Below are 19658 nucleotides of genomic sequence, written 5' to 3'. Positions count from 1 at the left end.
GCTGGGGGCTGAACTGATAACGAGGACTAAAGTTCGTCAGCACCAGGTGGGCAGCTCTGTTGATTCGGCAAACGCGGCGATCAAGAGAAAGGCAACCACACACGATGCAGTCTGTCATCATACCTCTCAGTTCAATTAACTGCGTTATCTTCCTGTTTAGCTCGCCTCGCCACCTAGAGCCCAATTTGTCCCAATCAACAAGAGTGACACGGGTACGATTCGGAAGCTCTTCAAGCTCAAATAAAATGCCTATCAGTTTATTTTTCACCCCCCTCTTGACCTCAACCTAAGTTGAGGTTTCAGAATAGCCCTACGTCAAAGCCAACTCAAGCTTATAGCTTCAGATAACACTTTTATTAAAAACGTGTAGCTAAAAACCAAACCAACGCCCTTGAAAAAATAAACCCAGAGGATTTTAAAATGAAAGTACTTGCCTTCGGCGCTAGCAACAGCAATAACTCCATTAACAAAAAGCTGGCGCTTTATGCAGCACAACAGATCAACAACGCAGATATTTCGTTAATCGACCTTAACGACTTTGAAATGCCAATATTTAGCGAAGAGAGAGAAAAAGAGTCTGGCATCCCTGCATTGGCGCACGCTTTTTACAACGCTATCGGTGAGGCAGATGTCATTGTCATGTCATTCGCGGAACACAACGGATCCTATACGTCAGCCTATAAAAATCTATTTGACTGGACATCACGAATAGATATGAAAGTATTTCAAAACAAACCCGTTCTTATGCTCTCTACCTCCCCTGGCCAAAGTGGGGCACAAAGTGTCTTAGCTTCCGCACAAGCGTCAGCGCCCTATTTTGCAGCAACCGTTATAGGCGCGCTTTCCTTACCCAGCTTTTTTGACAATTTTGACTTAGAGCAGGGTGTTGTCACTAACCAGCAGTTTAACCGAGACCTACTTGGAATATTAAGTAATATTTAAGTTTCCTATTTTGAGAAACCGTCTGCAGTCTGCAATCGCAGGCGCTATAGAAGCTTATAACGCCTGCCATCACTAGTGGCAAAACGCTGCAACTCGAAGGATATAGAACCTGGAGAATGACCTAGCTATGTGCTATTTCAGGCCGCAACAAGCTTCTTCACGTTGAGCGCTTCGCGATATTGGTCAGCATACCAAAGCGCATATTGGAACGGCTGATTCAGCCAGCTCGCTGCCGAAGTATCAAAAGCAGTAGCCCGTTTAACTCGTTAGACGTCTTTGACTAGAATAGCTTCCCATATCGATTTTGGCATAGCGTACTTGTGCGTGATCATTTCTTCTAAACTGAGCATATTCCAGCCGCTTTGGAAAAGGTGCTCGATGGAACTTCGATCAAAAAAACGCTTGGGCTCGCCATGAACGGAGTAGTAGTTTTTATCGATTAAGGGGTGTCCCGAGGCGCCGAAGTTATGATCGTTTGTCGAGTTCAACCGACAAAGGAAAATACCGCTATCGTTCAGGGTGTCACGTATACGAGTGACAAGACGCAGCGTCTCAGCCCAAGGGAAATAGTGCAACGATAGGCTCGCAACAACCACGCTGGCTTTTTCACTCTCAAGCGGGAAAGGATCGCGTAGGTCTTGAACAAAAAATCTCGCATTGGGTATGCGGTCTCTAGCTGTTGTTACGGACTCTTCAGATAAGTCGAGTGCGACAAGGTCGACGCCAGCTCCAACAAGGATTGCGCTATCTTCACCAGCACCACAGCCAAGCTCTAGGACTGGCCCGCAGTCAGCTCGATCAGTGATAAGAGGTAACCAGCGTTGAAGCCAGGGGTCTGAAGACATGGGAAATCCTGAAGATATCTAGTTAACAGTGATTTCATAAATTAATTTAACTCTACCCCATTGATTCCCTCACGAACAAAAATAAATTCAGCAGTGTTTGAAGCAACCACCGGGCGTACCCCTGTTCATAATCAGCAAGCCGGTGTGTAACTTTTTAAAACACCTCAGCAGTACATAGCCCATCGACATATACCAAAATACGTTCAAACTGATGAAAGTACATTTCGTCCTATACTGCGCAACACCCAGTAATGATAAGGAGCCAGCTATGAAAAAAGCATTATTAGCGCTAATCGCTACGATGCTGATAAGCGGGTGTAGCAACAGCAACACCACCGCATCAAACGCGCCCGCTTCAGATACTGCAACCGAGCAAAACCAGACCCACCAAGTGACCGATCAATGGGTCGGCCGATGGACAGGCGTTGAAGGGTTATTCCTGGAAATCAGTAAGGACGATTTTGCAGGCCCGGGCCATTATCTCCTTCACATGCGCTACGGCCTGGATGCCGACCAAATCGGCACCTTCGAAGGGCAGGCCACCGCCGAGGGCATTAGCTTCAACCGCGGGGACGGCTCCCAGCTGCTTCGTGCAGGCGACGGTGAAGCCACCGGCATGAAGTGGCTATTGGAAAAGGAAGACTGCCTGGTAGTTAAAACAGGTGAAGGCTATTGTCGTGACTGATCTGCGCGAATGACCTACGTAGCAAGCACTCAAGGAGCGGTGGGATGAAATCGGTTATTCGCCCGCCAGTTCAGAAAAGTGACCCGCTTTATCCAGGGTGTATTCGGCAAAATCCTTCGCTAAATAAAGCGAGCCCGAGTAGGCGCTCTGGGCTTCTTTGCGAATCTCCTCAATAGAGGGCGACGCATTGGGGTTGAGCTGGTAACGGGGGCTGAAGTGGGTCAGCACCAGATTGGGCAGTTGTACGGTTTCGGCAAACGCGGCGACAAGCTTAGCGTAGCTATGCCCGACATCACCGGCCTTCTGGGCCATCTCTTCGGTGTAGGTGGCTTCATGCACTAGCACCTGCGCTCCCGTGCACGCATCCATCAACAAGTCAGGCTGGTCATTGTCCCCAGCGATCACCACTTTTCTCGGCTTGTGTTTGAAGATTAAGAAGTCATGGCTTTTTAACTGCTCACCCTCAAACTCAACGTCAAACCCTTGCTTCAACTGCCCCCACAACAGCCCTCTCGGAATCCCCTTTTGCGCTAGCTTATCCACGTCCAAGGCAGCATCGACCTTTTTCTCCGTAAATCCATAAGCATAGGATGGCGCCCGGTGTGAAAGCCTGCAGGTGGTAACCGCAATGCTCCCAAACTCAACGCTGGGCAGCTCGTCTGAGTCGATAAACTCCAAAGTGAAGGGTAAGCATAGCTGCGTGGCCTCACAGGTGGCCTCCAACCATGCCTTGATGCCTGCGGGCGCCACAATGGTCAGCGGTGCTTTCCGGCCACCCATTCCCGCACTCGCCAGTATGCCCGGCAGCCCATAGCAGTGGTCGCCGTGCACGTGGGTAATCAAGATGGCTTTCAATGAATGGAACGACAGCTTCGTATGCAAGACCTGATGTTGGGTGCCCTCACCGCAATCGATCAGGTACCAGCCCTTCCCTTTGCTTTCACGCAAAGCGACTCCGGAGACGTTTCTTGTTTTGGTGGGTACGCCGGCGGAGGTGCCGAGAAATAGTAGGTTCATATCGCTTCCATGCTCTCTTTTTAGAACCCCAAACCTGGGTTGCAGGCATATAGACTTCCAATAAGTTCGGTTTCTCGGACTTTTTTCGACAGGAGGATCAGAAGCAACGATAGCTACCGTTAAGCGGCTTCAAAATCCAATGGGTGAAGGTCGTCCAAATTAATTGTGCTGCGAGCCATCCATAGATCATACATATCCTGCATCGCCAGCCAGCTTTCTGGGGTACGCCCAAGCACTTTGGATAGACGCAAAGACATTTCGGGGCTAATGCCGCTATCCCCCTTGAGCAACCGCGACAGCGTGGAAGGTGAAACCCCCAAACTGGACGCAAGCTGACGGGAACTAATACCAAAGGGTTCCAAGTAAACTTCCCGAATAAACTCGCCTGGATGCGGCGGATTATGCATCGTCATCAGTGATAATCCTCATAATCAAGAATGTAGGCGTTGCCGTCCCGAAATTCGAACGTCATGCGCCAATTTCCGTTGATCCAAATCGACCATCGCCCCTTGTCTTTCCCTTTCAACGGGTGGAGCCGAAAACCTGGGATATCCATATCTTCTACTGAAATAGCTGTATCCAGAGCAGCAAGCTGCATACGCAGCTTCTTGGCATGATCCGCCTGTATGCCAGCGGTGCTGCCACTAACGTAGAACCGCTTCAGTCCTTTGTGACGGAATGATTTAATCATGAAGAAAATATAGCATGTTGCGCACCAAGCAACAATAAAAAGGTGTATTCCCCACCGATGACTTCGCGGATGAGTTTCAAGGCTTATAGCGCGTCAACGCAATGCCGCAAGCAATCAAGCCAGAGGAAACAAACCGCCACACGCCGAAGCCCTCTTTCAGAATGATGGTGGAAATCAGCGCTGCGAACAGCACGCTGGTTTCTCGTAGAGCCGAGACCATGCCAAGCGGGGCGTAGGCCATGGCCAAGATAATGATCCAGTACGCACCCACCTGCATTCCACCGCCGACAACGGCGGGAACCAAATTGCTGGAGATAACTCTTTTTATCTCTTTGGCTTTCCACGTCAGAGCAATTGCAAACGTCAGCAAGCCGTTGCCGAGGGTCAATAAAACCGCAAAGCCGAGCACCGAGCCAGCTTGTCGTGCGCCGAGACCACCCACCAGCGTGTAGGAAGCGATTAAGGCACCCGTGCCGAGCGCTAGGAGGATAGCGCGGGGGTTCCTGGTGATACCGGTGCTTGTATCAAAGGCTAACGACATCACGCCCACCCCAAGAAACAGCACGCCGAGTAACGGGAGAAACCCCAATATTTCGCCAGCGAACGCGGCAGCGCCTAGTGTAACGAGTAAAGGCGCCGACCCACGAGCGATGGGATAGACCTGGCCGAAATCGCCATAGTGGTAAGCCATGGGCAAACTGAAGTGATATGCGGTATGAATCAAGATGGCCAAGCCAAGCAGCGGCCAACTGGCAGGATCGGGGAGCGCCACGAAAGGCAGTGCGAACACAGATAACAAACTGCCCAACAGGGTGATCACCGCCATAACGGCGATCCTGTCGCCACTCACTTTAACGATCGCATTCCAACTGGCATTAAAGATGGCAGCGAGCAGTACAACCATTGTTATTTATATGCTCATATCACCGTATCCTTGAGCTGAAGGATGCCACGTTAAGAAAAACTAGTTTCCCCAGCATAGTCCAAATTACGATGCACATAGGTGGCTGAACTCGCCAGTATGCCCGGCAGCCCATAGCAGTGGTCGCCGTGCATGTGGGTAATAAAGATGGCTTTCAATGAATGGAACGACAGCTTCGTGTGCAAAACCTGATGCTGGGTGCCCTCACCACAATCGATCAGGTACCAGCCTTTGCCCTTGCTCTCTCGTAGAGCGACGCCGGAGACGTTTCTTGTTTTAGTCGGGACACCGGCGGAGGTGCCGAGGAAGAGTAAGTTCATATCTTCTGGATGATCTCTTATATATTATTTTTGATAAAAAGGATTTTTATTGATAGCTAGTTAAATTCAAATAGCAGTGATTATTAAATTATTATTAGGCATATATTAATACAGATGTGGCTACCTAACTTTCCACCAATTTTGGCTGACGCCACTTCAGTTAAAGCATTGGTGCTATCAACAAGCGTGGCTTTTAAGTTGAGACGAATCAGCAGCTTAAAAGCCAACTATTTAATTAGCCTTGTTAAAGTTGAATTGACTCATTTATATTTCTCGTAGTTCATTAATGCTGTAATATGTTGCACTTCACTCTCATTATCTTTAATACGGCGAGCCTCGGGCTAAAAAGCTTTCATATTTTAAGAATCGCTGTCTTCAGATAACTTTTTACAGCGATAACCATTCTAAAATCACAAGTTGCATCAGCTTTTAGGTCACCAATATTATCATCTATCTGCATCTCCAGCCTCTCAATTGCGTATTTTACCGCTCTATTAGGGTTACATATATACATCGAGGTGCTAGCCAGTGGGACAAAGTAGCCGTGAATTAGAAGATGACAATAGCTCATCGGGTATTTTGCAGCCTGAGTAGCAATACACAGGCCTTCATTAGCTTTAGTCCGATTTATTTACTACCGTTTCAAATACTTCTACCCATATATGATCAGAGATTTTGTCTATTAATAGTCTATTACCCACTACTTTTTCATTTTAAAGCATGCACACAGCGCCCTCAAGGTGTGAATCAAACACTTCCAAGCGATGGTAAATATTCTAATTTCTTAGTGGATAACCACTGAACTACATTTTTATTTTTACGTTGACAATCAAAGAATTAAGAGCATGCATAGGCATTCAAGAAGTCCACATGTTTTACTTGGTAAGCACATATTCTGAATAAGGTGATCGTAACCAATGAATCAAGTCACCTAAAAAGTATGAATGCTGTACTTTTCCTGTGTTATCAAAAATATCTACACCTTTAGTTATAGTAAAATCATGTTCGGTAAGTAAATTCTCATTCCCAACGTAAAACGCAACTCTAATATTTGCTTGGCCAGAAAAAAGACTTACCAAAATCTCATTAAACTCTTCAACCAAATCATTTCTTAAAGATATTCGCGGTGATAAATCTGAAAAATACGGCTCTTTTGACAGTCTATCCAAATCAAATAAATCAACCATCCCATTAAACTTAAACCCGCCAGAAAAGCTTAACTCCACTTCTTTTCCGGCGGGTATTCTAACGGGAGTGTTTTTACTTATATCTGGCCCTAGCCCTGAGCTAGAGTAAGCATTTGACAATATACCTTTACTATCAACATCAGCAACCTCCATTGACGTAAGAAATAGATCTGAATCACCAAGGTTTAGCACTGTTATATATAAAAAGGCCGTCTCAAAAAAATCATTCACTTCACCTTCTACAGGCCTTAGGAAAAATGTTTCCATCGGCCGAAAGCGGGCGCTTTTTATATACAGATCGGAAGTCACTACTGGGTCATTGGCTTTATTAAAAATTAATGGAACAAAAAAAAGAAACAGACCAACGATAGATGCTAGAGACCCTAACGCTCCGATTTTATTCCACAGAGTTAGCATTTTAAACCGTATGAATAAGCTTATCTTTGCCACTATATTAAATAACTCCGATTGTATTTAACACCCTGCTCTTCGACTGGGAAAAGCGGAAGCCAAGGCGGAGCATTAACAATCCAACAGCGGCTGCTTGTTAGACACATCAATCTATTAATTGCGCCCATAACTCCCTCAACATCTTAAACTTCTGATCTTCTGCATTATCTTTATACGAGTCTACTAATGCGATTATGTCTTCATCATCTAATGCCAACATATAGCCGCGCCGATCTGTAGCTGTATCGATGCAGCGTTGATACATTAGTTTTTTGTTTTCGATTTTTCTGCAAATTAACAATCCTACTTGTCCTCGGCTTGGAGAGAACCGACCAGCAAGCTGATCAATTTCTGGGTTTCCGGCTTCTTTGCCATAGTTTTTGCATTCAACGAATATCAGAGGACATGGATAATGCATTGATAACCAGTAAAAGAAACCTGACTTGGCTTCATTAGTGTAAGTAATATCAATACGTTTACGACCTTCATGAATATTGTGTTGTTTTTTTGGATTGCATAATGACGGATAGAAAATTACGGATAAGATCTTTTCAATTATATCTTCGTATCTGCCTGCCATATCTCGACCCGTTGCTAAGCACTTGAGTTCCTCTACTAAAGGGTCTAAATCAGGCAGATCGGAAGCTTCAATCTCACACAATTGCTCTTGTGTCAACGGCTTAGATGGAGACACCATCTTTTGGTCTTTATATTCTTGGAGAATATTTGGACGGATTTTAGTTTGCTCAACAACAGCAAGCTTATCGTTTCCATACTTTTCAATAAGAGCTTTTTTAGTTACTCGCTCACGTCCATCTTTAAGCACCTCAACTAATGGAGAGCGAGCCTGAAGATGTTCGTGTTGCATTTCAGGAAGTATATAATGCCTATAATACTCATCATATTGATAAGTAAGCCGATGGCGTACCAAAACCTTGGGCACAAGAATTACTTTACCGTAATCAGTCATTGGTAGTGGTATCAGTGATTCTACCCAACGTTCTTCTTCTGGGTTCCATATAGGCCCAGATGCAATATCAGGGGTCAAAGGCACACCATAATATACGCACATGTCTTGCGTATACTTTATTAAAGGCCCCCTGATAATGTTACAGACAGCATCTGAGATCATGTCTGTACCAATTCCCGGAATTAATAGCGCTGTATCTTCAAGATCTTTAAGAAGACCGGTCACTGTAGCATTACTTTTGCTTAGTGCTCCCCAAACGGTTTCGGCTGAACCTGAACCAAAACCATGACCACGAGACTCTCCCGATGAATACCCCAAATGAAACTCATTCCTCTCGTTCAGAGATGATAGTAATTGCTGTGCCTTTGCATGATCACCTGAATGAATTAAACGAAGTACAGTATCGAAAAACGTTTGCAGTAGAGAAGAAAGCTCGTTTCCCCAGGGCGAAACCAAAGATTTGATCGCTCCTGGTTCCAGGAAGACAGGAAGGTCGGTATCTAGAGGGATATCAATAAAATCAAGATATGGCTGATTTCGATTCAAATTAAAATAATCAGAAAATTTCATTTTTCCCTCAATTATTGCTCGCGCCTAACAGTATTAATACGAAAGGCTGCATAACTTAAATAAACGTCCCAGCCCATTTATTTAAGTTATGTAGCTACCTGATTTCACTCTATCCCATTGCTTCACTTGGGGGCAAAGAAAATGTTGGCCACATATCCAAAAGTCGCATGTTGGTGCGTTTTGCTCTTCCTGAAAGAGTCACTGTCGATTTGATGAAATGCCGACCTCTAGCCAAGCGCCACACAAACCATCTCCCCACCAAACCACTGCTGCTTAAGCCCCCGCTGCTTTTCCAGAAGCAGCGTCAGATAATCGCGCAGTGGGTGGCCGGATGGTAGAGCCGCAAGGTATTTGCGAAGCCGCCGTTGGTAAGGAAACTGTTCAGCGGGCACGTGCAGCGACGTGGCATTTTGAGTAAGCCATTCGATATCGGGCAGGAGCAAGTGAGTGGCGTTGCTGTCGAGCGCTAGCGTCACACCTTTAACATCGAAGTCACCGGCATAGATGTGCGGTCGATGGGTTTTGCGCCAAGCCTCAGCCAGCAAGGCAAAGCCGCCGCCGTAGTGGCTGTCGCCGCGGTAGACGACCAGCGGGTTTGCGTAACCGCTTAGTGCGAGTAGTTCCGGCGAAAATTCATAGAAACTGTCCAGGTTTTCGACCTGAACTAACGCGCCAAACGCGCTCAGTTTTAACCCCAGCACATCCACATCGCGAATAGTGCGTGGCTCGCTGGCAAGCCCCGTTGTTGGCTGGGGTGGAAAGCTGACGAGCACCCGCCGCGCACGGGGGCTTTCGCGGGTTGCCTTGTCTTCCTCTAGGCCCTCTTTCGCCTGGGCGCTGCTGCTCAGGCCGCTGAGTGAGCGGCCTAGTGGTGCTAGGCGGGCGCTCTCTAACACATCGTTGATCTGCGCCAACAAGACGGCGTCAAAGCGCAGCGCTTTACTGTTAATTCGTGAGGCCAGGTCAATGTCGTGCTGGTGGCACCAGGCCACTACGTCGTCTACCCATTGGCGGCGGGGTTTCTCCACCGTGGGCTGGCGGAGAAGTTCGCGGGCGACGCCGTTTAGCCCATTGCGGGCGCGACCGGGTAGGTTCATACGGCCAGCTGCAGTTCTACATCGTGGATCAGGCGCAGGTGGTTGAATTGGCTGGCCTGGCTCTCCTGCTGTTTGAGCCGGAACGCCTTCTGATCGCTGCGTGGCAGGCCCTGGTATTCGGAAATCACCTGGAAGAGCCATATCTCATCCGGCCATTCCAGCGGGCTTGCGTGCAGGTACTCAAGGGCGCTGACCGGCTCCGCCTGGGGCTGGTCGATCACGCTCAAATAGAAGTGTTCCACATCTTGCTTGAGCGCCTGCTGGCGGGCAGCGGCGAGGCTACTCTCCTGGGCTTGGGCAGGGGCCGCAGCTTCAACGGTTTGCGTGGTGTGGCGCGGTTGGGGTAGCTGGTGCAGCAGCTCGGCGAGCAACCGGCTGTCCAGATTGCGATCCAGCGCCGGGGCGGCGGCGGCGCTTAGCGGTGCGGCTTGATTGACCAGCCCTGGTACCTCGCTGCGTCTTGCGTAGTTGCCCGGCACAAAGCCTGGGTGTTCGCGCATAAAGGCGGCCATGCCGCTGATCAGGCGGCTGCGCGCCTGCTGCTTGCGAAAGCGCGCCATTAGTTCGATCAAGCGGCGCTGCACTTCGCGCAGGCTGGTGTAGTGGTGGCTCAACTGTTGCTGAAGCTGGCTGATCAACAGTTTGCGTAGGCCGCCGTCGCTACCTACCAGCTCTATCAGCTCGTCGAAGTCGATCAGCGCCAGGCCGTCCAACAGCCGAGCGATCTGCTTCTGGGCGCGATCATTTTCGCGGATTTTGTCGTTAAGCTGGCTGACGAAACCAAAATCGCTATTGAGCCGCTGCCATAAGCTGTCGATGGCATCGGCGAAGCGCCCGTTCAGGTCGTCGACTTCCTGACGCAAGCGCATCAATTGCTGCTCCAGCCGCCAGTGTTCGCCGCGGCTGCGCGCCTCCCGGTAGCTGTGTACCAGGGCGCGAATCAGCTCCAGGGTTTCCGCTACATCGGCATTCACATGGCGACGGGTCTCGTCGGCGAGCATCTCGGCGATCAGTTCGCGCACCTTGGGTGCCAGCTTCACGCCGCTCTGCTCATCCGGTCGCCATAGAATGCGCGCCGCCAGTAGCTTACGCAGCGCACTATCGCTGAGCGATTCCAGCGGCACTTCATCGCGGGTGTAGGCCTGCATCAGTACATCGGCGTGCTTGCCGAGCAGTGCTAGCCGCTCACTGCCGGTTTTGAGCAGGCGGCTTTCCAGGGCGTGTTCCCCATTAGAACCCATGCTCACAACAGGGCCTCCTGGGAACCGGAGCCCTCCTCGCTGCCCTCTTCGATGGGCAGGTTCTCTTCATCGCGAATAAAGCGCACCAGATCCACCAAGTAGTCGATCTTGCCGGTGACCACGAACACCTGCCGCTCTGAATGGGGCTGGAGCAGGTAGCCGTGCTCTTTCAGGCGCTTGAAGACTTGCTTTACCTGGGCATCAAGCTGGTCGCTCTGGGAGCCAAAAAAGCTGTCGGTGGCCAGTCGCTCCAGGCGTTCGCGTAGGCTTTGGTTGTCTTCACACTTGGCGCTGAATTCGGCGGGTTTGAGCACATCGCCGGGGGCGGCAAGGGTATCGCGGCCCAGCGCCTCTTGAACCAGTTGCAGCCACTCCAGCAGCGGCAGCAGGCTATTGAGCGTATCACCGAGCTGGCGGGAGAGCTGATCCCGGGCGCTGTCGTTGAGCTGACGCCAGGCCAGAAAGTAGACGCTGCCCTCTTCGTTGCTGGCCAGCCGCCGGTTAAGCGGCCGCAGGTAGGTATCGATCTCCTCGCGGGTCTCTTCATTGGTGAGATGACGATAGCCGCTCTCATCGCTGATCGGGCAAACAAACTCCCCGGCCAGCAGGCGCTCTAGCAGTGGGCCATGTTCGATCATACCGTCACCTCCTGCTGACGTTCCTGGAGCCGTTCGGCCAGGCGGCTTAGCCGTGGCTCGATGCGTTTTAACACCCGCTTGTTGGGGTTGGCCTCATCGCGATCGATCAGGTAGCGGTTGGCGAACAGCAGCAGCACATCGGACTCGGGGTTGGGGAAGGCACCAACGATATGAATGCGGTTGCTGTCGCAGGCGTCGAAGAGTTTTTCGACGTTGTGGTACGCCAGGGTACCGATCTCATCGATGGGCCAGTGGATGGCGATTTCCGCATCGCCGCGCAGCAGGCGGGTAAAGGCGAGCAGGAACTTGCACAGAATCAAATACGCCATGCCGTGGCTGGAGGACTCCAGCAGTTGGCGGTCGTTTTTGATCACCAGATCGGTGCCGCCTTCGTTCAGGTGCAGCTCCAAGCGCAGCAGGCTTTCGAAGCTGTACTGCTGGTCGCTGCGCAGCAGATCGACCACGTCCGCCAGGGCGTTGAGGTAGTCGTCGCTGGGTAGCGTCTGGCCGGATTCCCGCCACTCTTTGTAGCGCTGGGCGAACAGCTTTAGCGGCTCCCAGAAGCCCAGTTCGTCGATGGTGGACTGGATGCGCACTTCGGCCTTGGTAATGCCTTCCAGGCGCAGGTCATCGGCAACCTCTTCAGAAAGCCGGCGGCTCTGGGCGCTGATGCGTCGGTTCAGGTCGCGGAATACGGTGAAGAACTTATCCAGATCGTCGCTCAGGTTGCGCCCTTCCTGAATCAGCTGCTGCTGTTGATCTTCGAGCAGTTTGAGCATGTCGCGCAGTAGCGGCAGTTGTAGGCGCGGGTTGTCGCTCTGCAGCTTGCTGCGCTCGCTCTCCAGCGCTTCGGCGAAGCCGCTGCTGGCATCCTTGATTAGTTGGCTTTCCACTTCCAGGCAGCCACGGCGCAGCTGCTCGATTTGCTGGTGGCGATTGCCCAATGCTTGGCGGGCGCGCTCAATGCGCTCATCCACATCGCCTAGTGGCGTGCCGGGCGCCTGGCCGTCGGGCTCGATGGCCAAGCTTTCCAGCTGGGTGAGTAGCGGCTTCAAGGCTTCCAGGCAGGCGTATTCGCTCTCCCGCTGGGTTTTCAGTGTGCTGACCGTGCTTTGGTGGGTTTTGCGCGCGGCCTGGAAGTCATTTTTCAGGTGCTCTTTATCACGCTGCAGCTTTTGCTCCGCCTGCTCCAGCTCTGCCTCCTGGGCGACCAGCTGCGGCTTGTGCTGGCCCCACTCGACGCGCATAAAGCGGGTGTATTCGGTGAGTTCATCCTGACGGGCGGCGGTGACGCGAATGCGTTCATCCTGGCTTGCCAGCCGCTCCTTGGTATCTTTTAGCTTGGCGGGGTCGACGCCCTGCTCGGCCAGTTCCTGGCTAAAGGCTTCTTCCAGTTCCGCGCGCTGGCGCTGGTGTTCGGTGTTGGCGTCGCTCAACTGCTGCTTATACTGGCGCAGTTGGGCATCCAGGCTATCTACCTGACTCTGGCCATCGGCCTTGAGCTCCAGCAACTGGCTTTGGTGGGTCTCGCTAAGGGCGGCGAGCGCCTGCTGCTTCTCTTCGCGCAGCTCCTTTTGCGCCTGCTCCTGGCTGGCTAACGCGGCCTGATGGGCGGCGCGACGCTCCTGCTGGCGCTTGGTGTGGCGCTCCTGCTGCTGGCGGCGGGCCTCTATCGCAAACTCGACTTCCTGCTCGGCACGCTTGTGGGCCATGCGACCCTGATCCTGGGCTTCATCGGCCTGCTGCACCCGCTCGTTATGCTGTTTGAGCGATTTCTCGGCGGCCTGGCTCTCTGACTGCACCCGGCGTTTGGCGCTATCGGCTTCTTCGATGGCGGCCAGCAGGCTGGCTTCATCCTGGGCGTAATCGGGCAGGGCAATGGCGGAAAGATCCAGCGCCAGCCCGAACAGGTCATCGCTTGCGCCTTCCGCCAGCTGCGGGGCGAGGTCACGCCGCTCTAGCAGCTCTGGCGCAATCACCTTACCTAACTGCTGCTCCCAACCGGGGCGATGGTAGCGCAGGAAGTGGCGCAGGCTGCCCTGCTCCGGGTCGCGCTGCTGATAGAGCGCAAAGCAGCGCTGCTCGGCGCGCTCCAACTGCTGGCGAAGTTGCACCAGCTGCTGTTCGGCACTGTCGCGCTCGCGTTTGCGGCTTTCAAACTCCCGGCGCAGGCCATCCAGGGTAGCGGCCGAGGCGTTGCGCTCCTGCTGGGCCTGATCCAGGCGCGCCTGGGCAAGCTCCGCCTCGGAAGCCTCTTCGGCGGTCTGGGTCGAGAGCGAGAGCTGCGCTTTCAGTTCGGCTAGCTGCTCGACGCCCAGTTCCAGCTGCGCCTGATACTCGCCCTCCAGGCGTTGACGCTCCTGCTGGTAGCGTTCGTTGAGCTGCTGTTCGGATTCCCACTGCTGCTCCCGGCGCAGGGCTTTCTCTTCGACCAGGGCGTCGATCAGCTCCTGGGATTCACGGGTCTGGCGGGCCAGTGCTTCGGAAAGCTCGCGCAGGCGGCCGTCGAGACGCGCTTGGCTCTCTTTTACCGCGTCCTGCATCACGTTCAGGTGCTTTTGCAGCTGATCGCGCTGCTCCCGCCACTGGGGCAGCGCGTTGATGTCGCGCTCCAGGGCAGGCATGTCCGCCTCGGCGTATTGCTCGTACTGGGCTTGCAGGTCGTTGAGACGGCGCTGGGTCTGCTGTAGATCGCTGACCACTTCGCTGTGGCGGTCGTTCAGCTTATCCCGCGCCTCACTATAGTCGCTCTCTCGCTGTTGGAACTCGCGCTGGTGGCGGGCCAACTCAGCATCCACATCGGCCATTTGGCGTTCGGCCCGCTGGCGGTCATCTTCGAGCTGGGGCTTCAGTTGCCACAGCGTGGCATCCAGGTCGGCGAGTTCACGGTCAATACCGGCGAGCCGGGCGAGAGAGGCCTGCAGCGGTTCCAGGCGCATGGATTGGCGCATCTGGGCAATCCACTCCCGCGCCTTGGTGTTGCGGATCCGGGTCACCGGCAGCTCGACGCCATCCTCTTCGAAAATCGCCGCCAGCATGGTTTTGAGGGTGTCCATCTTGCCCTCTTTGGCATGCACCGCCGAGACCAGCTTTTCGATATGGCGGATGCGCCGCTCGGGTTTCACCAGGCTGAACTGCGACGCGATCTGGCGCAGCTTGAGGCCGTCCCGGCTGTTGCCGTGCAGTTGGGTAAAGTCGTTCTGAATGACCGAGCGGAATTCAGAGGTCGCGCCCAGCTTGGGCGACACCGGCGTGCCGTTGCGCCGCAGGCCGCTGGCCCACTGGGTGTAGTCCAGCGCCGCCACGCCCGCGTCGCTCTCGACCAGATAGTCTTCCGGCTGGTAGGGCGCGCCGACAAAGCGATACTCCACCCCGCCTTCTTGTTTACGCGTGAGCACCGCCTGGCAGATGTTGCCCGCTTCGCGGCGGTACTCGTACACCAGGTAGCTGTTGCGGTGGGGCAGGTAGAACGCATCGAACTTCATGCGCGTTTTGGGCACTACTTTATTGGGTAGCTCACCATAAAACACCGGCACCAGCCGCTGCAGCGTGGTTTTACCGGAGGCGTTGGTGCCACAAATATTGGTGTGACCATCCACACTCAGTTCAACCACCCCTTCCAGGTGGCCGTGAATCATCACGATGCGTAGCAGATGGGCCATGCCGTGTCCTTTCAATGACTATTTCAAGGGCTAACCGGATCGTTTTGCTGATCGCTGAAAGTGGCTAGTTTGCCAGACACAGATCAAAGCGGCTACGCGGCTAAAAAAAGCTGGCCAACTATAACACCTAGTGCTATATGTTGAGGATAACAGTACAGGTATCAGATGCGAGTATTTAAAAACAAAGTGTTCAGTAAGTGGGCAGCAAAGGAAGGACTGGATGATGCTGCTTTGCTAGCCGCAGTTGTGGAAATGGAGCGCGGCCTGATTGATGCCGACCTAGGTGGTCATGTGGTGAAAAAACGCGTGGCAATCGGTGGTCGAGGCAAGAGCGGCGAGGCCAGAACCCTGTTGGCTTATAAGGTCGGTAATAAGGCGTTCTTTGTTTATGGTTTTGCCAAAAATGCCCGCGCTAACATCAGTGCCGAAGAGCTTAAAGCGTTAAAACATTTAGCAAAAGAATTGCTGGGCTACGGTGACAAAGCATTAGCCGAAGCAATTAAGCATGGCGCATTGATTGAGGTAAAAAACGATGGATAAATCAATCTTAGATATGGTGCATGAAACTGCTCAAGACCTGCACGCGGCTGGTGTGATGAAAGAAACCACACTGCGCGAGTTCGATGCGCTCTGTCTGCCGCCAGTAAAAGAGTACACAGCGATACAGATCAAGCGGATTCGCACCAAGAATCACGCCAGCCAAGGCGTGTTCGCGGCCTACCTGAATACCAGTGTGTCCACGATTCAGAAGTGGGAACAAGGCCAGAAGAAACCCAATGGCCCTTCGCTTAAGCTGCTAAACCTAGTGGCGGAAAAGGGATTGGAAATACTGACTTAATTGTCAGTGCTTTCTACTCTGCCCAGCAACCCTTCAAAAAAACTTACCGCATTGGCCTCCAATCCTTCCAAGTAGTAGCCGCCTTCCTGCACTACCAGCGTGGGTACGTTCAGGCCCGCTACCCTGCGGCCAAGTTCATCAAACCCCGCGGTAGAAACTGCGACCTTGGCTTGGGGGTCGCGCTCATAGATATCAAACCCCAGCGCCAGCACGATGGCATCAGGCTCGAACAGACGGATGGCCTGGCAGGCCTCCTCCAGGCGATCAAAGAACACCGCTTCTTCTGATCCATGGGGCATCGGCAGGTTGAGGTTATAGCCCAGCCCAGCGCCCTGCCCGCGCTCGTCTTCAAAGCCAGTTACAGCGGGGTAGAAGTTGGTGGTATCGCCGTGGATCGAAATGTACATGACATCATTACGCTGGTAGAAAATTTCCTGAATGCCCTGCCCGTGATGCATATCGGGGTCTAACACGACGATACGTGGGTAGCGCGAGGTCAGATGCTGCGCGGCAATGGCGGCATTATTGAGAAAGCAGAAACCACCGGCGGAGTCGATGCCAGCGTGGTGGCCCGGTGGGCGCGATAGCGCGTAGGCAAACCGATCACCGGCCAGCACGGCCTCGGCACCGGCCACCGCGCTTTGCGCTGACCAGTAAGCAGCCTGCCAGGTATGCTGGCCTACTGGAGCGCTACCGTCGGCTAGATAACGCCCGGCTTCCGCCAAAATGCCGTGCAGAGCATTGGGCGAACGCACAAAAATATTGGAGATAACCTCTTCGCCCCAGTCTTCACCAAGGACATGCCAGCGCCGATGGGCACTCTCCAGAAAGCGCAGATAGGCCAGCGAGTGCACCGCCCTTAACGGCGCCACGCCATGATCCGCGGGTGCTTGAATATCAAACCCTAGCTGCTTGGCGGCTGCCAGTAGGTGCGTGGCACGCTCGGGCACTTCCTGGGGTGTGCGCATCTTGCCACGGGAGAAGTAGGTTTGCGGCTGATGAAGCAGTTGGTCAGCGTGGAAGAACGTCTTCATCGGCACTCTCTTCATCAGAACCATCTCCGGTTTCGCCCACCCCCTTGACCACAAATTTGCGGGCAACGCCTATATGGTAATCAATCGCCTCACGGCAGGCGTCGGTACTGCCACTATCCAGCGCGTCGAGCAGCTTATAGTGGCTAGTGGCGATGGTCTCGGGGGCTTCATGGGTTTTGGTGATTAGGGTGATGCACAGGCGCAGCTCGTGAGACAGGTCATCAAAGGCACGCAGCAGCCGCTCGTTCCCCCCGTAGTGCAGCATTAGCCGGTGAAACTGCAGATCTTCCTCAATGCGCCGGGTGCCATCGTTGCTTTCCGCTGCCTCACACAGCACCTCCACCTGCTGCGCTAGCGCACGCTTGGCTTCAGGCGTATAGCGCTCCACCAAGCGGTGAAAGGCATGGCGTTCAAGACACAGCCGTAAATCAAACACATCTTCGAGTTCAACGGCATTCAACGCGCGAACAAAGAAGCCACGCCGGGGTTTTGAGATCAATAACCCCCGGCTTTCCAGCAAACGAGCGGCCTCTCGAACCGGCGCACGGCTAACGCCCAGATCGCGGGAAAGCTGCACTTCAGAGAGCCGTTCGCCAGGTAAAAAGTGTTGGCTAATAATCGCTTGGGTCAAATAGTCAGCCACCTGCTCGACCAGGTTCTGCTGCTGAATAAAGGCCCTGGGAGCCACCGTTGATGAAGCCATAAAATTTACTCATAAGGCATGGTGCGTACTTTCCAGTATGACGGAAAATACACGTGTGTCGACGAACGATTGCCGACTGTCGACAGTTTTACCAGCGGCTGCTATGGTCAAAACAGGCTCTTAATAACCATCACAACTGGGCCTAACAGACACGCCTCGCTCGCCTAACGACGACGTAACCCCCTTACGTTCTAATAAACCGAGGAGCTGGAAACATGAAAAAACCCTTAGCGTTGGCTATTTCCGCTGCAGCACTTGCCTTTACCTCCGCCGCTCTGGCCGATGACCCCAAGTCGGGCGGAACGGTTAACACCATCATACAACCCGAACCACCAGGCCTGGTGCTGGGCATGATCCAAAACGCGCCCACGCGCACTGTATCGGGCAATATCTACGAAGGGCTGCTGCGCTACACCACCGACCTGGAACCGATGCCCCAATTGGCGGAGTCCTGGGAGGTCAGCGATGATGGCCGTACCTACACCTTCCATCTGCGTGAAGACGTCACCTGGCACGACGGCGAGCCCTTTACCGCCGAGGACGTCGTATTCTCCGCCGATGTATTCCACCGTGAGTTGAACCCCAGTGCCCGCGCTGTGCTGCAGCATGTGGAGAGCATCGAAGCCACCGACGACCACACCGTGGTGTTTACCCTGACACAGCCCTTTGGCCCCTTCCTGCTCTCCTTTGAAGCGGGCACCTTTACCATGGTGCCCGAGCACCTCTACGCGGGCACAGATTTCCGCAATAACGAAAACAATGATCAGCCGATAGGCACCGGCCCGTTTAAGTTTTCCAACTGGGAGCGGGGCACGGTGATTGAGCTGGTCAAAAACGATGACTACTACGAAGAGGGCCTGCCCTACCTTGATGGCGTAAACTGGCACATCATTCCCGACGGCGCCTCCCGCGCGGTGGCGTTTGAGAACGAAACCATCGACGTGCTGCCCAGCGGTACCGTCGAAAACTTCGATATTCCCCGCCTGGCCGAGATGGATAACGTCTGCATGACCGAAGAGGGCCACGAGTACTTCAGCCCCTTTGCCATGCTGTGGATGAACAACCGCGAAGGCCCCACGGCGGATAAGCGCTTCCGTCAGGCGGTGATGTACGCCATGGATCGCGAGTTCGCCAAAGATGTGTTGTGGAACGGCCTGGGCAATGTCCCGCTCTCCGCCTTTGGCTCCAATGCGCGCTTCCAGAACGACGATCTGGAGCCCTACGATCACAACCCCGAACGCGCCCGTGAGCTGCTTGAAGAGATGGGCTACGACGGCGAAGAGATCACTATTCTGCCGCTGCCCTATGGCGAAACCTGGACACGCTGGGCCGAAGCCGTGCAGCAGAACCTGCGCGAAGTGGGTATTAACGTTGAAACCCAAGCCACCGACGTGGGCGGCTGGAACCAGCGCCTGGGCGATTGGGATTACGATCTCGCCTTCACCTACCTCTACCAATACGGCGACCCGGCACTGGGTATTTCACGCACCTACCTTTCCGACAACATCGCCAAGGGCTCGCCCTGGAATAACGTGGAAGGTTACGAAAACGAGCGTGTCGACGAGCTGTTTAACGAGGCCGCCACGGCATTCCCCGATGCAGAGCGCGAAAAACTCTATCGTGAAGTGCAGGAAATCCTGCACGAAGACGTGCCCGTTGGTTGGCTGATGGAGCTGGGCTTCCCGACCCTTTATCGCTGTGATGTGAAGAACCTGGTCACCTCCGGCGTGGGGGTTAACGACGGCTTTAAGGATGCTTGGCTAGACCGCTAAGTCCGACTATACCCAGGTAGCGCGAGCTACTTGGGTTTTCCAGCTATGTCTTGAAGGCATCCGTCAGGAAACTA

18 protein-coding genes and 1 pseudogene are annotated in these 19658 nt (G+C 53.3%); 5 read left to right on the top strand and 14 right to left on the bottom strand.

What is annotated here, in order from left to right; all coding sequences use genetic code 11:
* Window positions 1-420: 420 nt before the first annotated feature.
* The gene (locus JI62_RS13240; protein ID WP_088700608.1) at window positions 421-942 is read left to right on the top strand and encodes an NADPH-dependent FMN reductase; all 522 of its coding nucleotides are present in this window, start codon (window positions 421-423) and stop codon (window positions 940-942) included.
* A gap of 266 nt (window positions 943-1208) precedes the next feature.
* Here the strand turns inward: JI62_RS13240 and JI62_RS13235 are convergent, their stop codons facing one another.
* Window positions 1209-1787: a class I SAM-dependent methyltransferase gene (locus JI62_RS13235; RefSeq protein ID WP_088700607.1), complete on the bottom strand. Its 579-nt coding sequence runs from the start codon at window positions 1785-1787 to the stop codon at window positions 1209-1211.
* 268 nt (window positions 1788-2055) lie between these two features.
* Between JI62_RS13235 and JI62_RS13230 the strand changes: the two genes are divergently transcribed.
* Window positions 2056-2472 (top strand): hypothetical protein, encoded by a 417-nt coding sequence (locus JI62_RS13230; RefSeq protein ID WP_088700606.1) that lies wholly within the window; start codon window positions 2056-2058, stop codon window positions 2470-2472.
* Window positions 2473-2526: 54 nt separating this feature from the next.
* On the opposite strand, the gene JI62_RS13225 is transcribed toward JI62_RS13230, so the two are convergent.
* The 11 genes and pseudogenes from JI62_RS13225 to JI62_RS13175 form a co-directional block, all read right to left on the bottom strand.
* Complete coding sequence (locus tag JI62_RS13225; RefSeq protein ID WP_088700605.1) at window positions 2527-3489, bottom strand: ribonuclease Z; 963 nt, start codon at window positions 3487-3489, stop codon at window positions 2527-2529.
* 119 nt (window positions 3490-3608) lie between these two features.
* The gene (locus JI62_RS13220) at window positions 3609-3902 is read right to left on the bottom strand and encodes a HigA family addiction module antitoxin (RefSeq protein WP_088700604.1); all 294 of its coding nucleotides are present in this window, start codon (window positions 3900-3902) and stop codon (window positions 3609-3611) included.
* Window positions 3902-4180 carry a type II toxin-antitoxin system RelE/ParE family toxin gene (locus JI62_RS13215; protein ID WP_088700603.1) on the bottom strand — a complete coding sequence of 93 codons (279 nt, stop codon included), beginning with the start codon at window positions 4178-4180 and terminating at the stop codon, window positions 3902-3904. Before JI62_RS13215 ends, JI62_RS13220 begins: the two co-directional genes overlap by 1 nt.
* 76 nt (window positions 4181-4256) lie before the next feature.
* Complete coding sequence (locus tag JI62_RS13210) at window positions 4257-5084, bottom strand: EamA family transporter (RefSeq protein ID WP_205737521.1); 828 nt, start codon at window positions 5082-5084, stop codon at window positions 4257-4259.
* Between the two features lie 104 nt (window positions 5085-5188).
* Window positions 5189-5422 (bottom strand): annotated as a pseudogene (locus tag JI62_RS13205) (MBL fold metallo-hydrolase); the annotation flags it as partial.
* 875 nt (window positions 5423-6297) lie between these two features.
* Entirely contained in the window at window positions 6298-7026 is a 729-nt protein-coding gene (locus JI62_RS13200) for a hypothetical protein (protein ID WP_205737520.1), read from the bottom strand.
* 139 nt (window positions 7027-7165) lie between these two features.
* A complete protein-coding gene (locus JI62_RS13195; protein ID WP_088700600.1) occupies window positions 7166-8599 on the bottom strand; it encodes a hypothetical protein in 1434 nt (477 codons plus the stop codon).
* A 227-nt stretch (window positions 8600-8826) separates the two neighbouring features.
* On the bottom strand, window positions 8827-9696 hold the full coding sequence (locus JI62_RS13190; RefSeq protein WP_088700599.1) for a DUF7281 domain-containing protein: 870 nt from the start codon (window positions 9694-9696) through the stop codon (window positions 8827-8829).
* Window positions 9693-10937, bottom strand: a complete 1245-nt coding sequence (locus tag JI62_RS13185; RefSeq protein ID WP_088700598.1) for a hypothetical protein — start codon at window positions 10935-10937, stop codon at window positions 9693-9695. Before JI62_RS13185 ends, JI62_RS13190 begins: the two co-directional genes overlap by 4 nt.
* A 2-nt stretch (window positions 10938-10939) precedes the next feature.
* A complete protein-coding gene (locus tag JI62_RS13180; protein WP_088700597.1) occupies window positions 10940-11575 on the bottom strand; it encodes a condensin complex protein MksE in 636 nt (211 codons plus the stop codon).
* The gene (locus JI62_RS13175; protein WP_088700596.1) at window positions 11572-15237 is read right to left on the bottom strand and encodes an ATP-binding protein; all 3666 of its coding nucleotides are present in this window, start codon (window positions 15235-15237) and stop codon (window positions 11572-11574) included. The genes JI62_RS13180 and JI62_RS13175 overlap by 4 nt, the downstream gene beginning before the upstream one ends.
* Window positions 15238-15402: 165 nt before the next feature.
* On the opposite strand from JI62_RS13175, the gene JI62_RS13170 reads away from it, so the two are divergent.
* Window positions 15403-15777 carry a type II toxin-antitoxin system RelE/ParE family toxin gene (locus tag JI62_RS13170; protein WP_088700595.1) on the top strand — a complete coding sequence of 125 codons (375 nt, stop codon included), beginning with the start codon at window positions 15403-15405 and terminating at the stop codon, window positions 15775-15777.
* Entirely contained in the window at window positions 15770-16075 is a 306-nt protein-coding gene (locus tag JI62_RS13165) for a helix-turn-helix domain-containing protein (RefSeq protein ID WP_088700594.1), read from the top strand. Before JI62_RS13170 ends, JI62_RS13165 begins: the two co-directional genes overlap by 8 nt.
* Here the strand turns inward: JI62_RS13165 and JI62_RS13160 are convergent.
* A complete protein-coding gene (locus JI62_RS13160; protein ID WP_088700593.1) occupies window positions 16072-17109 on the bottom strand; it encodes a histone deacetylase family protein in 1038 nt (345 codons plus the stop codon). The two genes, JI62_RS13165 and JI62_RS13160, sit on opposite strands and share 4 nt — an antisense overlap.
* Window positions 17087-17812 carry a GntR family transcriptional regulator gene (locus tag JI62_RS13155; RefSeq protein WP_088700592.1) on the bottom strand — a complete coding sequence of 242 codons (726 nt, stop codon included), beginning with the start codon at window positions 17810-17812 and terminating at the stop codon, window positions 17087-17089. The genes JI62_RS13160 and JI62_RS13155 overlap by 23 nt, the downstream gene beginning before the upstream one ends.
* 215 nt (window positions 17813-18027) lie before the next feature.
* Here JI62_RS13155 and JI62_RS13150 point away from each other — a divergent pair, with 215 nt between their 5' ends.
* Complete coding sequence (locus tag JI62_RS13150; protein ID WP_088700591.1) at window positions 18028-19584, top strand: ABC transporter substrate-binding protein; 1557 nt, start codon at window positions 18028-18030, stop codon at window positions 19582-19584.
* Window positions 19585-19658 lie beyond the last annotated feature (74 nt).

The organism is Halomonas campaniensis (assembly GCF_002211105.1).
Lineage (GTDB): Bacteria > Pseudomonadota > Gammaproteobacteria > Pseudomonadales > Halomonadaceae > Vreelandella > Vreelandella campaniensis_A.
The sequence above is the reverse complement of the archived record's forward strand: the minus strand, read 5'-3'. Positions and strand labels throughout refer to the sequence as shown.

What these genes read in the sequence shown, in the direction of transcription:
- JI62_RS13240 (WP_088700608.1), top strand. Translation starts at nt 421, where the DNA reads ATGAAAGTACTTGCCTTCGGCGCTAGCAACAGCAATAACTCCATTAAC.
- JI62_RS13235 (WP_088700607.1), bottom strand. Translation starts at nt 1,787, where the DNA reads ATGTCTTCAGACCCCTGGCTTCAACGCTGGTTACCTCTTATCACTGAT.
- JI62_RS13230 (WP_088700606.1), top strand. Translation starts at nt 2,056, where the DNA reads ATGAAAAAAGCATTATTAGCGCTAATCGCTACGATGCTGATAAGCGGG.
- JI62_RS13225 (WP_088700605.1), bottom strand. Translation starts at nt 3,489, where the DNA reads ATGAACCTACTATTTCTCGGCACCTCCGCCGGCGTACCCACCAAAACA.
- JI62_RS13220 (WP_088700604.1), bottom strand. Translation starts at nt 3,902, where the DNA reads ATGACGATGCATAATCCGCCGCATCCAGGCGAGTTTATTCGGGAAGTT.
- JI62_RS13215 (WP_088700603.1), bottom strand. Translation starts at nt 4,180, where the DNA reads ATGATTAAATCATTCCGTCACAAAGGACTGAAGCGGTTCTACGTTAGT.
- JI62_RS13210 (WP_205737521.1), bottom strand. Translation starts at nt 5,084, where the DNA reads ATGGTTGTACTGCTCGCTGCCATCTTTAATGCCAGTTGGAATGCGATC.
- JI62_RS13200 (WP_205737520.1), bottom strand. Translation starts at nt 7,026, where the DNA reads ATGCTAACTCTGTGGAATAAAATCGGAGCGTTAGGGTCTCTAGCATCT.
- JI62_RS13195 (WP_088700600.1), bottom strand. Translation starts at nt 8,599, where the DNA reads ATGAAATTTTCTGATTATTTTAATTTGAATCGAAATCAGCCATATCTT.
- JI62_RS13190 (WP_088700599.1), bottom strand. Translation starts at nt 9,696, where the DNA reads ATGAACCTACCCGGTCGCGCCCGCAATGGGCTAAACGGCGTCGCCCGC.
- JI62_RS13185 (WP_088700598.1), bottom strand. Translation starts at nt 10,937, where the DNA reads ATGGGTTCTAATGGGGAACACGCCCTGGAAAGCCGCCTGCTCAAAACC.
- JI62_RS13180 (WP_088700597.1), bottom strand. Translation starts at nt 11,575, where the DNA reads ATGATCGAACATGGCCCACTGCTAGAGCGCCTGCTGGCCGGGGAGTTT.
- JI62_RS13175 (WP_088700596.1), bottom strand. Translation starts at nt 15,237, where the DNA reads ATGGCCCATCTGCTACGCATCGTGATGATTCACGGCCACCTGGAAGGG.
- JI62_RS13170 (WP_088700595.1), top strand. Translation starts at nt 15,403, where the DNA reads ATGCGAGTATTTAAAAACAAAGTGTTCAGTAAGTGGGCAGCAAAGGAA.
- JI62_RS13165 (WP_088700594.1), top strand. Translation starts at nt 15,770, where the DNA reads ATGGATAAATCAATCTTAGATATGGTGCATGAAACTGCTCAAGACCTG.
- JI62_RS13160 (WP_088700593.1), bottom strand. Translation starts at nt 17,109, where the DNA reads ATGAAGACGTTCTTCCACGCTGACCAACTGCTTCATCAGCCGCAAACC.
- JI62_RS13155 (WP_088700592.1), bottom strand. Translation starts at nt 17,812, where the DNA reads ATGGCTTCATCAACGGTGGCTCCCAGGGCCTTTATTCAGCAGCAGAAC.
- JI62_RS13150 (WP_088700591.1), top strand. Translation starts at nt 18,028, where the DNA reads ATGAAAAAACCCTTAGCGTTGGCTATTTCCGCTGCAGCACTTGCCTTT.